Below are 15921 nucleotides of genomic sequence, written 5' to 3' on the forward strand. Positions count from 1 at the left end.
CCGCCGACAACGCACCAGCCAGACAGATTTTCGGTCGCGATTCGATGCGGAATCGACGGACTCCGTGAGTTCCTGTCCCCTTCGGACCGGCTGAACGCACTGATACGTAAGACGCATATGAGGCATTGAGGGAGATACAGACGTGACGATCCACGAGCACGACCGGGTGTCCGCTGACCGCGATGGAAAAGGCCCCCACGCGGCAGCCGGTGACACCCACGCTCTGGTCGACCGACTGACGGCCGGCGAGCCGTACGCCGTTGCGTTCGGTGGCCAGGGCAGCGCCTGGCTGGAAACCCTCGAAGAACTCGTGTCGTCCGCCGGCATCGAATCCGACCTGGCAACGCTGGCCGGTGAGGTGGAGCTGCTGCTCGAACCGGTCGCCAAAGAGTTGGTGGTGGTACGGCCGATCGGTTTCGAGCCGCTCGCCTGGGTGCGCGCGTTGGCGGCCGAGGATCCAGTCCCCTCGGACAAGCACCTGACGTCCGCCGCGGTGTCCATCCCCGGCGTGCTGCTCACCCAGATCGCGGCCGTGCGCGCGCTGGCCCGCCAAGGCATGGACCTCAAAGCCACCCCGCCGGTGGCCGTCGCCGGGCATTCGCAAGGGGTGCTCGCGGTCGAGGTGCTCAAGGCCGCGGGCGCCCGCGACGCAGAGCTGCTGGCAATGGCTCAGCTCATCGGCGCGGCCGGGACGCTGGTCGCCCGCAGGCGCGGCATCTCCGTGCTCGGCGACCGCCCGCCTATGGTGTCGGTGACCAACGCCGACCCCGAGCGCATCAGCCGACTGCTCGACGAGTTCGCGCAAGACGTCCGCACCGTGCTGCCGCCGGTGCTGTCCATCCGCAACGGCCGTCGCTCGGTCGTCATCACAGGCACCCCCGAACAGCTGTCCCGGTTCGAGCTCTACTGCCAGCAGATCTCGGAGAAGGAGGAGGCCGCCCGCAAGAACAAGCTCCGCGGCGGGGACGTCTTCTCGCCGGTCTTCGATCCGGTGCAGGTGGAGGTCGGCTTCCACACGCCCCGGTTGGCCGACGGCATCGACATCGTCGGCGGCTGGGCCGAGAAGGTGGGGCTCGATGTCGCGCTGGCCCGTGAGCTGACCGAAGCGATCCTGGTGCGACGTGTCGACTGGGTCGAAGAGATCAGCCGTGTGCACGAGGCCGGTGCGCGCTGGATCCTCGACCTGGGACCCGGCGACATCCTGACTCGGCTGACCGCGCCGGTGATCCGCGGCCTGGGCGTCGGCATCGTGCCCGCCGCGACCCGCGGCGGGCAGCGCAACCTCTTCACCGTCGGGGCCGTCCCCGAGGTGGCGCGGGCGTGGTCGACCTACGCCCCCACCGTCGTTCGTCTTCCCGATGGCAGGGTCAAGCTCTCGACGAAGTTCACTCGGTTGACGGGACGCTCGCCGATCCTGCTGGCGGGCATGACCCCGACCACCGTCGACGCCAAGATCGTCGCCGCCGCGGCCAACGCCGGGCACTGGGCCGAGCTGGCGGGCGGTGGGCAGGTCACCGAGGAAATCTTCGCCGGTCGCGTCGATGAGCTCGCCACGCTGCTCGAGCCCGGCCGCACATATCAGTTCAACGCGCTGTTCCTCGACCCGTATCTGTGGAAGCTACAGGTCGGCGGAAAGCGGTTGGTGCAGAAGGCGCGTCAGTCCGGCGCGGCAATCGACGGCCTGGTGGTCAGTGCCGGCATCCCGGATCTCGAGGATGCCGTCGAGCTGATCGAGGAATTGAACGACGTCGGCATCAGTCACGTCGTCTTCAAGCCCGGCACGGTCGAACAGATCCGCTCGGTCATCCGCATCGCGACCGAGGTGCCCACCAAGCCGGTGATCATGCACATCGAGGGTGGCCGCGCCGGTGGCCACCATTCGTGGGAAGACCTCGACGACCTGCTGCTGGCAACGTATTCGGAGTTGCGGTCGCGCCCCAACATCACCGTCTGCGTGGGCGGTGGCATCGGCACGCCCGAGCGGGCGGCCGAATACCTGTCCGGGCGGTGGGCGCAGGCCTACGGCTTCCCGCTGATGCCGATCGACGGCATCCTGGTCGGCACCGCGGCGATGGCGACCAAGGAGGCCACCACGTCGCCTTCGGTCAAGCGGATGCTGGTCGAGACGCAAGGCACCGAACAGTGGGTCGGCGCCGGAAAAGCCGCGGGCGGCATGGCTTCCAGCCGCAGCCAGCTGGGTGCCGACATTCACGAGATCGACAACAGCGCTTCGCGGTGCGGCCGGCTGCTCGACGAGGTCGCCGGTGACGCCGAGGCCGTTGCCGAGCGTCGCGACGAGATCATCGCGGCGATGGCCAACACCGCCAAGCCGTACTTCGGCGACGTCGCCGACATGACGTACTTGCAGTGGTTGCAGCGCTACGTCGAGCTGACCATCGGCGAGGGCAACTCCACCGCCGACACCGCCGCACCGGGCAGCCCGTGGCTGGCCGACACCTGGCGCGACCGGTTCCAGCAGATGCTGCAGCGCGCCGAAGCCCGTTTGCACGCAAACGATTCCGGCCCGATCGAGACGCTGTTCGATGACCCGGCGCTACTGGAGAGCCCCCAGCAGGCCATCGCCACGCTGCTTGCGGAATACCCCGACGCCGAGACCGTGCAGCTGCACCCGGCCGACGTCCCGTTCTTTGTCACCCTGTGCAAGACGCTGGGTAAGCCGGTCAACTTCGTGCCGGTCATCGACAAGGATGTGCGGCGCTGGTGGCGCAGCGACTCGCTGTGGCAGGCGCACGATGCCCGTTACGACGCCGACCAGGTGTGCATCATCCCGGGCACCGCGGCCGTGGCCGGCATCACCCGCATGGACGAGCCCGTCGGTGAACTGCTGGACCGCTTCGAGCAGACCGCCATTGACGAGGTGTTGTCCTCCGGTGGTCAGCCCCGGGCCGTCGCGTCGCGTCGGCTGGGTCGCCCCGACGTGACCGGGCCGCTCGCCGTCGTGCTCGACGCTCCCGACGTGCAGTGGGCCGGCCGCACCGCGATCAACCCGGTACACCGAATCGCCGACCCCGCCGACTGGCTGGTGCACGAAGGCTCTGAAGGCCCCGAAAGCCGTCGCGCCACGCACTCGTTCACCGGGGCGCGGCTCGCGGTCGACGGCGACCGAGTGGTGCTGAGTGTCCCGGTGTCGGGCATCTGGATCGACATCCCGTTCACGTTGCCCCCCAACACGATTGACGGTGGCACCCCGGTGGTTTCCACCGAAGACGCCGCGACCGCCATGCGCGCGGTGCTGGCGATCGCCGCCGGAGTCGACGGGCCGGAATTCCTGCCGGCCGTCGTCGACGGGACCGCCACCGTGGCGGTCGACTGGGACCCCGAGCGGGTCGCCGACCACACCGGAGTCACCGCCACCTTCGGGGAGCCGTTGGCGCCCGGTCTCACCACCGTGCCCGACGCGCTGGTCGGCCTGTGCTGGCCCGCGGTCTTCGCGGCGATCGGCTCGGCGGTCACCGACGCCGGCCTCCCGGTCGTGGAGGGCCTGCTGAGTCTGGTCCACCTCGACCACGCCGCCCACGTGGTTGGCGCGCTGCCCAAGGTCGCAGCCGAATTGACCGTCACCGCAACGGCTTCGCCGGCCATCGACACGGACATGGGCCGCGTCGTCCGCGTCTCGGTGACGATCGCCGACCCCAACGGCGCGACGATCGCCACCCTCGATGAGCGGTTCGCGATCCTAGGCCGCACGGGTGCCGCCGAACTCACCGAGCCGGTGCGGGCCGGCGGCGCAGTTTCGGAGAACGCGACCGACACCCCGCGTCGCCGCCGCCGCGACGTCCGGTTGACCGCCCCGGTCGACATGCGGCCGTTCGCCGTGGTGTCCGGTGACCACAACCCGATCCACACCGACCGGGCCGCCGCCTTGCTGGCCGGCCTGGAATCGCCCATCGTGCACGGCATGTGGTTGTCGGCCGCCGCGCAGCACGCGGTGACCGCCACCGACGGCCAGGCGCGCCCCCCGGCCCGGCTGGTCGGCTGGACCGCGCGGTTCCTGGGCATGGTGCGCCCCGGCGATGAGGTCGACTTCCGCGTCGAGCGTGTCGGAATCGACCAGGGCGCAGAGGTTTTGGATGTCTCCGCCCGCATAGGCTCGGACCTGGTGATGTCGGCGACGGCCCGACTGGCCGCCCCGCACACGGTTTATGCCTTCCCCGGCCAGGGGATTCAGCACAAGGGCATGGGCATGGATGTGCGCGCCCGGTCCAAGGCCGCCCGCAAGGTGTGGGACAAAGCGGACAAGTTCACCCGCGACACGCTGGGCTTCTCGGTGCTGCACGTGGTGCGCGACAACCCGACCAGCATCATCGCCAGCGGCGTGCACTACAACCACCCCGAGGGCGTGCTGTACCTGACGCAGTTCACCCAGGTCGCGATGGCGACCGTGGCGGCGGCACAGGTCGCCGAGATGCGTGAGCAGGGCGCGTTCGTGGAAGATGCCATTGCCTGCGGCCACTCCGTCGGGGAGTACACCGCGCTGGCCTGCGTCACCGGCATCTACGAGCTGGAAGCGTTGCTGGAGACGGTGTTCCACCGCGGCTCCAAGATGCACGACATCGTGCCGCGCGACGAGCTCGGCCGCTCCAACTACCGACTGGCGGCGATCCGGCCGTCGCAGATCGACCTGCCAGATGATGAGGTGCCCGCGTTCGTCGCCGAAATCGCCGACCGCACCGGGGAATTCCTGGAGATCGTGAACTTCAACCTGCGTGGTTCGCAATATGCGATCGCCGGCACGGTCCGCGGTCTGGAGGAGCTGGAAGCCGAGGTCGAGCGCCGTCGCGAGCTCACCGGCGGCAAGCGCTCGTTCATCCTGGTGCCCGGCATCGACGTGCCGTTCCACTCGCGGGTGTTGCGCGTCGGGGTGGCCGAATTCCGCCGCTCGCTGGAACGCGTCATGCCGCGGGACAAGAATCCCGACGTCATCATCGGGCGCTACATCCCCAACCTGGTGCCGCGCCCGTTCACCCTGGACCGCGATTTCATCCAGGAGATCCGTGACCTGGTGCCCGCCGAGCCGCTCGACGAGATCCTCGCCGACTACGACACCTGGCTCGCAGAACGCCGAAACGACATGGCGCGCATCGTCTTGATCGAGCTGCTGGCATGGCAGTTCGCGAGCCCGGTGCGCTGGATCGAGACTCAGGACCTGCTGTTCACCGAAGACGCCGCGGGCGGCCTGGGCGTGGAACGGTTCGTCGAGATCGGCGTGAAGTCGGCGCCGACCGTCGCCGGACTGGCCACCAACACCCTGAAGCTTCCCGAATATGCCCACAGCACAGTCGAAGTGCTCAACGCCGAGCGCGACGCCGCGGTGCTGTTCGCCACCGACACCGACCCCGAGCCGGAGGCGGAAGACGTTGATTCCGATTCGGCCGTTCCGGCCTCATCGGACGGTGCACCCATGTCCGATGTCGTCCCTGCCGTCGCTGCGGCTCCTGCCGCAGCTCCGTCCGGGACTCCACGCCCCGACGACATCGGGTTCGACGCCGCCGACGCCACCCTGGCGTTGATCGCGCTGTCGGCCAAGATGCGCATCGACCAAATCGAGGAGCTGGACTCCATCGAGTCCATCACCGACGGTGCCTCGTCTCGGCGCAACCAGCTGCTGGTGGACCTCGGTTCGGAGCTGAACCTGGGTGCCATCGACGGCGCCGCCGAGGCCGACCTGGCCGGGCTGCGGTCGCAGGTGACCAAGCTGGCGCGCACCTACAAGCCCTTCGGCCCAGTGCTTTCCGACGCGATCAACGATCAGCTGCGCACGGTGCTGGGGCCCTCGGGCAAGCGGCCCGGCGCCATTGCCGAGCGGGTCAAGAAGACATGGGAGCTCGGCGACGGTTGGGCCAAGCACGTCACGGTCGAAGTGGCGCTGGGAACTCGCGAGGGCACCAGCGTGCGCGGCGGCGCCATGGGCCACCTGCATGAGGGCGCGCTGGCCGACGCCGCCTCGGTCGACAAGGTCATCGACGCCGCGGTCACATCCGTCGCCGCGCGCCGCGGCATCTCGGTGGCGCTGCCATCGTCGGGTGGCGGCGGCGGGGCGACCGTCGACGCGGCCGCGTTGAGTGAATTCACCGATCAGATCACCGGTCGCGACGGGGTGCTTGCTTCGGCGGCCCGCCTGATCCTGGGCCAGTTGGGCCACGACGACCCGGTCAGCGCAGCGCCGGCGGCCACCGACGCCGAGCTCATCGACCTGGTCACCGCCGAACTCGGCGCGGACTGGCCGCGTCTGGTGGCGCCGGCTTTCGACGCGAAGAAGGCCGTCGTGTTCGACGACCGATGGGCCAGCGCCCGGGAGGACCTGGTCAAGCTCTGGCTGACTGACGAGGGTGACATCGACGCCCAGTGGAAGAGCCTGTCCGAAAGGTTCGAGGGCGCAGGCCATGTCGTCGCGACCCAGGCCACCTGGTGGCAGGGCAAATCGCTGGCCGCCGGTCGCCAGATTCACGCGTCGCTGTACGGCCGCATCGCCGCCGGCGCCGAGAACCCCGATCCCGGCCCCTACAGCAGCGAAGTCGCCGTCGTGACAGGCGCTTCGAAGGGCTCGATCGCGGCGTCGGTCGTGGCGCGACTGCTCGATGGCGGCGCCACCGTCATCGCCACCACGTCGAAGCTCGACGATGAGCGGCTGGCGTTCTACCGCGGGCTGTACCGTGACCACGCCCGGTACGGTGCCGCGCTCTGGGTGGTGGCCGCCAACATGGCGTCCTACTCGGACATCGACGCACTGGTCGAATGGATCGGTACGGAGCAGACCGAAAGCCTTGGGCCACAATCCATTCACATCAAGGACGCGCAGACCCCGACACTGCTCTTCCCGTTCGCGGCGCCGCGCGTCGCCGGGGACCTGTCGGAGGCGGGTTCGCGCTCCGAGATGGAGATGAAGGTCCTGCTCTGGGCGGTGCAGCGATTGATCGGCGGGCTGTCCAAGATCGGCGCCGAGCGCGACATCGCGTCGCGGCTGCATGTGGTGTTGCCCGGCTCGCCCAACCGCGGAATGTTCGGCGGGGACGGCGCCTACGGCGAGGCCAAGTCGGCGCTGGACGCGCTGGTGAGTCGTTGGCACGCCGAGTCCTCCTGGGCCGCAAGGGTCAGCCTCGCCCACGCGCTGATCGGCTGGACCCGCGGCACCGGGTTGATGGGCCACAACGACGCCATCGTCGAGGCCGTCGAGGAGGCCGGTGTCACCACCTACTCCACCGGGCAGATGGCGGCCATGCTGCTGGACCTCTGCGACGTCGAGTCGAAGGTCGCGGCGGCCGGCGCGCCGATCAAGGCGGATCTGACCGGCGGCCTCGCCGAGGCCAACCTCGACATGGCCGAACTGGCCGCCAAGGCGCGCGAGCAGGCCACGTCGGGCGAGCAGGCCACGGGCGACGCGGCTGCCGAAGGCACCATCGCCGCGCTGCCGTCGCCGCCGCGCGGCTTCACCCCCGCGCCGCCCCCGGAATGGGACGACCTGGACGTCGATCCGGCCGACCTGGTGGTGATCGTCGGTGGCGCCGAGATCGGCCCGTACGGTTCGTCGCGCACCCGCTTCGAGATGGAGGTCGACAACGAACTCTCGGCCGCCGGCGTCCTGGAACTGGCCTGGACCACCGGACTGATCCGCTGGGAGGACGACCCCCAACCGGGTTGGTACGACACGGAATCCGGCGACCTGGTGGACGAAGCCGAGCTGGTCGAGCGCTACCACGACACCGTGGTCGAGCGGGTGGGTATTCGCGAGTTCGTCGATGACGGCGCTATCGACCCCGATCACGCGTCGCCGTTGCTGGTGTCGGTGTTCCTGGACAAGGACTTCACCTTCGTCGTCTCGTCGGAGGCCGACGCCCGCGGGTTCGTCGAGTTCGATCCCGAGCACACGGTGGTGCGGCCGGTTCCCGATTCAAGCGACTGGCAGGTGACGCGCAAGGCGGGCACCGAGATTCGGGTGCCGCGCAAGACCAAGTTGTCGCGGGTCGTCGGCGCGCAGATCCCCAGCGGGTTCGATCCGACCGTGTACGGCATCAGCCAGGACATGGCCAGCTCCACCGACCGGGTGGCGCTGTGGAACATCGTCGCGACCGTCGACGCGTTCTTGTCTTCGGGATTCACCCCGACCGAGCTGATGCGGTGGGTGCACCCGGGCCTGGTGGCCAGCACCCAGGGCACCGGCATGGGCGGGATGACGTCGATGCAGACCATGTATCACGGCAACCTGCTCGGCCGGAACAAGCCGAATGACATCCTGCAGGAAGTGCTGCCGAACGTCGTTGCCGCGCACGTCATTCAGAGCTACGTGGGCAGCTACGGCGCAATGATCCACCCTGTCGGTGCGTGCGCTACCGCGGCGGTGTCGGTCGAGGAGGGCGTCGACAAGATCCGACTCGGCAAGGCCGAACTGGTGGTGGCCGGTGGATTCGACGACCTGACGCTGGAAGCGATCATCGGCTTCGGTGACATGGCGGCCACGGCCGACACCTCCATGATGCGGGGCCGGGGCATTCACGACTCGAAGTTCTCCCGGCCCAACGACCGGCGGCGGCTCGGCTTCGTCGAGGCCCAGGGCGGCGGCACCATCCTGCTCGCGCGTGGCGACCTGGCCCTCAAGATGGGTCTGCCGGTGCTGGCCGTGGTGGCCTACGCGCAGTCGTTCGCCGACGGCGTGCACACCTCGATCCCGGCCCCGGGTCTGGGGGCCCTGGGCGCCGGCCGCGGCGGCAGGCAATCGGCGCTGGCGCGCTCGCTGGCCAAGCTCGGCGTCGGGGCCGACGACATCGCGGTGATCTCCAAGCACGACACGTCCACGCTGGCCAACGACCCCAACGAGACCGAGCTGCACGAGCGGCTCGCGGACTCGTTGGGCCGCTCCGAGGGCGCCCCGCTCTTCGTGGTGTCGCAGAAGAGCCTCACCGGCCACGCCAAGGGCGGTGCCGCGGTGTTCCAGATGATGGGCCTGTGCCAGATGCTGCGCGACGGGGTGATCCCGCCCAACCGCAGCCTGGATTGTGTCGACGACGAGCTGACCGGTTCGGCCCACTTCGTCTGGGTGCGTGAGACGCTGCGGCTCGGCGAGAAGTTCCCGCTGAAGGCGGGCATGGTGACCAGCCTCGGCTTCGGCCACGTGTCCGGACTCGTGGCGCTGGTGCACCCGCAGGCGTTCATCGCCGCGCTGGACGCCGATCAGCGCGCCGACTACCAGCGGCGTGCGGAGGGGCGGCTGCTGGCCGGTCAGCGTCGGTTGGCCTCGGCCATCGCCGGCGGTGCGCCGATGTACGAGCGGCCGTCGGGTCGTCGCTTCGACCATGACGCGCCCGAGAAGCGCCAGGAGGCGGCGATGCTGCTGAACCCGGCGTCGCGGCTGGGTGAGGGCGAGGCCTACGAGGTCTCGGCCGGATGACGTCTTCGACCGTCCGTTAGCCTGGCGACCCATGGGAATTGTCGGTGTGGGGATCGACGTCGTCTCCATCCCTGATTTCGCCGAGCAGGTCGACCAGCCGGGAACCGTCTTCTCCGAGACGTTCACACCGGGTGAGCGCCGCGACGCGTCAGACAAGAGCTCTTCGGCGGCCCGGCACCTGGCGGCCCGGTGGGCGGCGAAGGAGGCGGTGATCAAGGCCTGGTCGGGATCCCGCTTCGCGCAACGGCCCGTGCTACCGGAGGACATCCACCGCGACATCGAGGTGGTCACCGACATGTGGGGGCGCCCCCGGGTGCGGCTGAGTGGTGACATCGCCAAACATCTGGCCGACGTGACGATTCACGTGTCGCTGACGCACGAGGGGGACACCGCCGCCGCCGTCGCGATCCTGGAGACGACCGCCGACTAGCCTCGGGATCATGAGCGATCTGTTTGAACGCGTCCGCGAGGTGTTGCCGTCGGTGCGCCGCGACCTCGAGGACTTGGTGCGCATCGAATCGGTGTGGGCGGACCCAGGCCGCCGCGACGAGGTGCACCGCAGTGCGCGGGCAGTGGCGGATCTGTTGTCGCAGGCCGGTTTTGGCGACGTGGAGATCGTCAGCGAGGGCGGTGCGCCGGCGGTCATCGCGCGCCATCCCGCGCCCCCGGGCGCGCCGACCGTGCTGCTCTACGCCCACCACGACGTGCAGCCCGAAGGCGATGCCGGCCAGTGGGCGTCGGCACCCTTCGAGCCCACCGAACGTGGCGGGCGGCTCTACGGGCGCGGCAGCGCCGACGACAAGGCGGGCATCGCAACGCATTTGGCGGCCTTCAGGGCGCACGGCGGCCAGCCGCCGGTGGGCGTGACGGTCTTCGTTGAGGGCGAGGAGGAATCCGGCTCCCCGTCACTGGGCCGGTTGCTGGCCACCCACCGCGACGCGCTCGCCGCCGACGTGATCGTCATCGCCGACTCGGACAACTGGAGCACCGACGTTCCGGCGCTGACGGTTTCGCTGCGGGGCCTGGTCGACTGCGTGGTCGAGGTCGCCACGCTCGACCACGGGCTGCACTCCGGGCTCTGGGGCGGGGTGGTACCCGACGCGTTGAGCGTGCTGGTGCGACTGCTGGCGAGCCTGCACGACGACGACGGCAACGTGGCCGTCGCCGGCCTGCACGAAAGTAGCGCTGCCGCTGTGGATTACCCGCCCGAGCGGGTCCGTGCCGACTCCGGGCTGCTGGATGGGGTGTCCGAGATCGGCTCGGGTTCGGCACCCCAGCGGCTATGGGCCAAGCCCGCGATCACCGTGATCGGTATCGACACCACGCCCATCGACAAAGCGTCGAACACGTTGATCCCGCGAGCCCGCGCCAAAATCAGCATGCGTGTCGCGCCGGGCGGTGACGCTGAAGCGCACCTGGACGCGTTGACGTCGCATCTGCAAAAACATGTTCCCTGGGGCGCGCGGGTCAGCATCACCCGCGGCGACATCGGCGAGCCCTACGCCATCGAGGCCAGCGGCCCGGTGTACGACGCCGCGCGGGCGGCGTTCCGGCAGGGGTGGGGGACCGAGCCCATCGATATGGGCATGGGCGGCTCGATCCCGTTCATCGCCGAGTTCGCCGAAGCGTTCCCGCAAGCCAAGATCCTGGTCACCGGCGTCGAGGACCCCGGCACCCAAGCCCACAGCATCAACGAGAGCCTGCACCTCGGCGTGCTGGAACGCGCCGCGATCGCCGAGGCGCTGCTGCTGGCCAACCTGGCCCAGTGACGCGTCCAGATCGACGCTGGCGCGAAGAAGTACGAGTGAGGTGCAAGCGTCGAAAGATTGTCAGACCGAAAGGTCGCGGCGCAGTCTGGCGACCTAGGAGGTGGCCTTGACGTTGTAATGCGCGACGGAAGGTCAGCCGTTGAGCAGATCGTCGGTGACGCGCCGACCCGACTGGTTAGGTGTGATCCACTTTTCGAGATCGAACCCCTGCCGGGTCGCTTCGGCGAGGTAGGCGGCTTTCGTGGCGTCGTCGATGCGAGGTTCGCGAGCCAGAAGCCACAGGTTTTTGCGGTCGGGTGTGCCGACAAGAGCGACCGTGTACGCGTCATCAATCTTCAGCACCCAGTAGTCACCCTTGGTGAACGGGATCCATCGCAGGAACTGTGGAAGGAACGACACCTCCAACCGTCCCGCCCTCCCGTTCACAGGGGTCGCATGACCGATCGCCTGCGACGGCGCGCCGTCCTTGTCGATGCACCGGTTGTCGACCCGCACGCTTCCGTCCTCTTGGGGCGTGTATTCGGCGGTGATGTCCGAGGCATCCGCTTCCTCCCATCTGAGCGGGAGCCTGCCGAGCTCGTACCACAGGCCGCTGTAGCGGTTGAGGTCGAGAGATCCGACGGCCGTGACGGGGGACCGTTCACTCATCGTGGCTTTCTCCTTCGGTGCACTGGGCTACCGCGCTGGAAAACGCACCGGTTTATCCACCCTCGTTGAACCGATCCGGGATACTCCGCATTGCCGGCGCCAATCACCCACCAAGGGACCCTAAGGAAAGCAGCGGGACGTGCTCAGGCACCCGGCTTGTCGTCACCCTGTTTCTTCAGCGTCTCGCTCGCGCTGCTGACGACGCTCCGGATGAACTCGTACTGCGTCTTGACGAGCTTATCGGCCATATCGAGGGCGGCGTCGACGATGGTGTTGCGTCTCGACGGATGGTCGTCTCCGTGCCCGGGTAACGACTCATCGACAGCGCCAACGAACTTGCGCACGGCATCGATCGCGGTGCGTTGTCCGGCTTCGACTGACTTGAGCACTTCGTCGGACAGGCCTGCTACTCGTTCCGTCAGGTCCGACGCTCGGTCCGCCGCCGTCTTCTTCTCGGTGTCTTCTGCCATGATCGCTCCCTAAGGGATGGCTGCAAAAACTCAACGCTGAATGATTCGGCTCAAGAATGCGCTCAGATCTCGGCTTTCTGTAGGGCCGATGGTCCCCTTCCGCGCACGTGGCGATCGCGCCTCAATTACGAGGCGCTGAGCAGCTTTGTGACGAAGGACGACGTATGTGCAGCCTTGACGTTGTACTGCGCGACGGCGATCTTGCCCTTCTCGTCGACCACGAAGGCCGAGCGGATCACGCCCTGCACGGTCTTGCCGTACATCTGTTTCTCGCCGTAGGCGCCCCAGGCGGTCAGCACCTTGCGGTCGGGATCCGACAGCAGCGGGAACGTCAGCTTTTCGGCGTCGCGGAACTTGGCCAGCTTCTCCGGCTTGTCGGGGGAGATGCCGACCACGTCGAGGCCGGCGTCGCCGAGTTCGTGCAGGTTGTCGCGGAAGGCGCAGGCCTGTTTGGTGCAGCCCGGCGTCGAGGCCGCCGGGTAGAAGTACACGATGACGCGACGCCCCTTGTAGTCGGCAAGCGACACCTGGTTGCCGTTGGCGTCGGGCAGGCTGAACGGGGGCGCTTTGTCGCCCGGCGCAAGCCGCGTGGTCTCGGCCAATTTCTGGGCCCCTTTCTGTTCACCGGAGCGTTGGGGTTATCGCCAGCTGATCTAGGGTAGTGCGTCAGGTGCATCAGGCCGACTGGGAGGACAGACACGTGGCGGACCGGGACCCCGAGGCGATCAAGCGGGACATCGACGTCGCCCGCGACCAGCTGGCGGCCACCGTCGACTCGCTCGCGGTGCGGGCCAACCCGCGCCGCCTCGCCGGCGACCTGAAGGCGAAGGCAGTCGAGTTCGTCAAGAAGCCCGCGGTGGCGGTGTCACTGGCCGGCGTCGGTGTCCTCGTCGTCGTGGTGGTGGTGCATCGGGTGCGCAACCGCTGACCCGTCACGCCATGCCGGCACCCGTGCCGCTCTGCACGTGCACCGGAATATCGTCGGCCCAGGGCTGCGTCGTGACCATGTCCTCGACGTCGACATAGCCGCGCTCGAATTCGCCGGTCGCCGCGTCGACGAGCCGGTACTCCTGCCGCTGGATGTGGATGGGCTGCGCGTCGAGAATCACCACCCGCACGTCGCCGGGCTGGAAATTGCACCGCTGCTGTAGCGCCTCGATGAGGCATTCGTTGTGCATGTGCCCGTCGCCGAAGTTCCAGCCGAGCACCATCGAGCACAGCACCTCGCCCTCGCAGAGGTTGTAGTCGTCCTCGTCGTAGCCGGCCAGCGCGCGGTGCACCAGGGTGAACAGCGCGCGCCCGTGGGTGTTCATCCCGCGGAACGCCATGGCCAGGTGAAGGGGGACCAGGGTCTCCTCTTTGGAGCCGTAGAGGCGCTCGAGTTGCAGGTGTTGCATCGGCCCGAGCGCGCGTGAGCCGGTGCGGAACTTCTCGTCGACCGACGGCTTGACGCACCACACGGTGGTGTCCCAGTTGCCCGCGTAGTACCGCATGCCCGGCAGGAAGGACACCTTGCGCGGGTAGAGGTTTCCGACGACGACGATGCCGGCGATGACCACGAACAGGATCGCCACCGGCAACGGGTTGGCCAGGCCGGACAAGCCGAGGGGGGCATGCGCGACGAACAGCGACAGCACCCCGAGGATCATGAACACGTTCCACTCCAGCGGCACCCCCATCGGGAAGGCCAGCAGGATGTTCAGGTGAAAGACGATCATCACGAACGCGGCGATCGCCGTCGGCCAGCCGCCGTGGGAGAAGAGCAGCGCCAGCGGTACCAAGCCTTCCACCGCGGTGGAGAAGTGGGCGATGAAACCCGCCAATGAGCTGGGCCGCAGGTCGTCCGGATAGTGCTTGAACATCGACCGTTTCAGCGGACCAGACGGGATGAACGGGTTGTTCGCCAGCATCGTCGAGATCACGAACGGGAAGTGCCGGTTGAGTTTTGAGGTGGCGGCCCCCAGCCAGATCACCATGAAGACCACCTTGGCCCCGATGATGGAGTCCGCCCCGGCGAACAGGAAGACGAGCGCCAGCGGCGCGTAGACCTCGCCACGCGCGGCCAGGAAGATCACCTTGTCGCGCAGCCCGATGACGGCCAGGACCGCCAGGATCGCGACGGTGTGCCAGGGCGCCAGCACGCCAATCTCAGTGTGCAGGGCGGGAATTGGCCCGGTGCCGTCGGCCACCAGCGCGATGGCGAGCAACACCAGCAGCGCGCCGTAGAGCGCCGCATCGACCGGGCTGCGGACGCTGCCCCGGGTCAGCGGCACCCGATCGGGCCACGGCGGCAACCGGATGGTGCCGGGCCGCAGCCAGTACAGGATCGAGCCCATCGGCGGGAAGTAACGGCCGGCCAGTGGCCCGAAGCAACAACCCAGGCCGATGACTTCGAACAGCATCGTGTACAGCACGGCCTTCTCGAACACAATCGGTTCCGACCACCAGGCGGCGACGCCGGTGAAGCTGCCGATGCCGGCCGTGCACCACCCGAACACCCAGCCGCCCAGGATGTACAGCGCGATCTTCACGCCGTACATCACGTGCATCACCAGTGGGGTGCCGAAGCCGTTCTCGGCGATGTGGCGCACCATCGGCACGATCCGCTCGGCGCGGCTCTGCTTGCTCCATTCGGCTACCTCGACGACGGGCAGATTCGGCTGGATGAACCCCATTGCAGCTCCTTCGACGCGGCTTGTTTCCAGGGGCGTTCGCTGTGAAGGAGAAGCTACCGGCCGGATCATCCGCGCGGCATACGAATTACGTCGAAAAAGTCGGGACGGGCCCGCCGCATGTCACGTGTCTATGCCGTAGCCACCGCGCAGGTCCGTGTGGGCGGCTTTCAACAACTGGTTGCACAGCACCACCAGCGCATCGACGTCAAGGTCCGACTCATCGCCGAGTTGCTTGAGAAACGTTGCTTCTTCGTCCTTCAGCGCAGTCCACTTTCGCTTCCGTTCGACCATCGCCTCATCGCTGTTTTGTGGGACGTCGACGGCGGTCTGGAGTTGCTCCTTGCACGCATCCAGCTGCGTCAGCGAGTAGCCGTGCTCGCGGAATTGGCGGTCCCATTCGTCGAGGATCAATTCGGTGAGGTCACGAACCGGTTCTGCGGCGTAGATCATCAGCTCGGCGACTCCGTCGTCGAGACCCAGCCGTGCGCGGAATTCGTACAACTCTCTGGTGGCCGCCGCCCGCCTTCGGCTGATGCTCTCGTCGGTGACTTCGGTGCCCGCGAGGGGTTCCGCCCCGCGCTTGAGGTGAAGGGTTGCCGAGATGAGACGCTTCAGCACCGCCTTCTTGTCCTCGCCGGCCCGCTTCTCGTAGTCGAGCACCAGAGCGTGGTCTCGATCCTCCCGCTTGGTTCTGGCGTCGATACGCTTCGTCCAGACCGCCACCGTCGCAGTCGACAAGACGGACGCGACCGGCACCAGAGTGGTCGTGAGCACGGTCTCCCAGCTCATGGCGCTACCGCCGGTCTCCGAGTGTGCACGAACGTGCTCATTCCCACGTGGCTCAGTGTGCCTGACTGGACAGTGGTACACGAGGGTTTGCCACCGTCACCGCGGCGCTGTTAGGGCGCGCGCCTGACGAGGGTAAGACATAATCGTCTCACTTGAGATATATTTGT

General features: G+C 68.1%; 9 protein-coding genes. 4 read left to right on the forward strand and 5 right to left on the reverse strand.

Annotated features, from left to right (window positions below):
* The first annotated feature begins 142 nt into the window (after nt 1-142).
* Genes A5781_RS21285 through A5781_RS21295 form a run of 3 tightly spaced genes read left to right on the forward strand, consistent with a single transcriptional unit; the run spans nt 143 to nt 11172 of the window.
* Nucleotides 143-9403, forward strand: a complete 9261-nt coding sequence (locus tag A5781_RS21285; RefSeq protein WP_067211405.1) for a type I polyketide synthase — start codon at nt 143-145, stop codon at nt 9401-9403.
* Between the two features lie 31 nt (nt 9404-9434).
* The gene (locus A5781_RS21290; protein ID WP_046182674.1) at nt 9435-9833 is read left to right on the forward strand and encodes a holo-ACP synthase; all 399 of its coding nucleotides are present in this window, start codon (nt 9435-9437) and stop codon (nt 9831-9833) included.
* Between the two features lie 10 nt (nt 9834-9843).
* Complete coding sequence (locus A5781_RS21295; RefSeq protein WP_067211407.1) at nt 9844-11172, forward strand: dipeptidase; 1329 nt, start codon at nt 9844-9846, stop codon at nt 11170-11172.
* Between the two features lie 132 nt (nt 11173-11304).
* Here the strand turns inward: A5781_RS21295 and A5781_RS21300 are convergent, their stop codons facing one another.
* From A5781_RS21300 to bcp, 3 genes are all read right to left on the reverse strand, one after another.
* Nucleotides 11305-11820, reverse strand: coding sequence for a lipocalin family protein (locus A5781_RS21300; RefSeq protein ID WP_067211410.1), 516 nt, complete (start codon nt 11818-11820; stop codon nt 11305-11307).
* A 143-nt stretch (nt 11821-11963) separates the two neighbouring features.
* Entirely contained in the window at nt 11964-12290 is a 327-nt protein-coding gene (locus A5781_RS21305; RefSeq protein ID WP_067211412.1) for a hypothetical protein, read from the reverse strand.
* A 125-nt stretch (nt 12291-12415) separates the two neighbouring features.
* Nucleotides 12416-12892 carry a thioredoxin-dependent thiol peroxidase gene (gene bcp, locus A5781_RS21310; protein WP_067211415.1) on the reverse strand — a complete coding sequence of 159 codons (477 nt, stop codon included), beginning with the start codon at nt 12890-12892 and terminating at the stop codon, nt 12416-12418.
* Nucleotides 12893-12990: 98 nt separating this feature from the next.
* Here bcp and A5781_RS21315 point away from each other — a divergent pair, with 98 nt between their 5' ends.
* Nucleotides 12991-13218 (forward strand): DUF3618 domain-containing protein, encoded by a 228-nt coding sequence (locus A5781_RS21315; RefSeq protein ID WP_067211587.1) that lies wholly within the window; start codon nt 12991-12993, stop codon nt 13216-13218.
* A 4-nt stretch (nt 13219-13222) separates the two neighbouring features.
* Here A5781_RS21315 and A5781_RS21320 read toward each other — a convergent pair whose 3' ends face one another.
* Together A5781_RS21320 and A5781_RS21325 are read right to left on the reverse strand one after the other, a co-directional pair.
* The gene (locus tag A5781_RS21320) at nt 13223-14965 is read right to left on the reverse strand and encodes a DUF3556 domain-containing protein (protein ID WP_067211418.1); all 1743 of its coding nucleotides are present in this window, start codon (nt 14963-14965) and stop codon (nt 13223-13225) included.
* Nucleotides 14966-15085: 120 nt separating this feature from the next.
* Nucleotides 15086-15754 (reverse strand): hypothetical protein, encoded by a 669-nt coding sequence (locus tag A5781_RS21325; protein ID WP_067211419.1) that lies wholly within the window; start codon nt 15752-15754, stop codon nt 15086-15088.
* Between the last annotated feature and the right edge of the window lie 167 nt (nt 15755-15921).

The sequence above is a fragment of the Mycobacterium sp. 852002-30065_SCH5024008 genome (assembly GCF_001665645.1).
Lineage (GTDB): Bacteria > Actinomycetota > Actinomycetes > Mycobacteriales > Mycobacteriaceae > Mycobacterium > Mycobacterium paraffinicum.

Coding starts and splice junctions, on each gene's coding strand:
- A5781_RS21295 (WP_067211407.1), top strand. CDS start 9,844: ATGAGCGATCTGTTTGAACGCGTCCGCGAGGTGTTGCCGTCGGTGCGC.
- A5781_RS21300 (WP_067211410.1), bottom strand. CDS start 11,820: ATGAGTGAACGGTCCCCCGTCACGGCCGTCGGATCTCTCGACCTCAAC.
- A5781_RS21290 (WP_046182674.1), top strand. CDS start 9,435: ATGGGAATTGTCGGTGTGGGGATCGACGTCGTCTCCATCCCTGATTTC.
- A5781_RS21320 (WP_067211418.1), bottom strand. CDS start 14,965: ATGGGGTTCATCCAGCCGAATCTGCCCGTCGTCGAGGTAGCCGAATGG.
- A5781_RS21305 (WP_067211412.1), bottom strand. CDS start 12,290: ATGGCAGAAGACACCGAGAAGAAGACGGCGGCGGACCGAGCGTCGGAC.
- A5781_RS21325 (WP_067211419.1), bottom strand. CDS start 15,754: ATGAGCTGGGAGACCGTGCTCACGACCACTCTGGTGCCGGTCGCGTCC.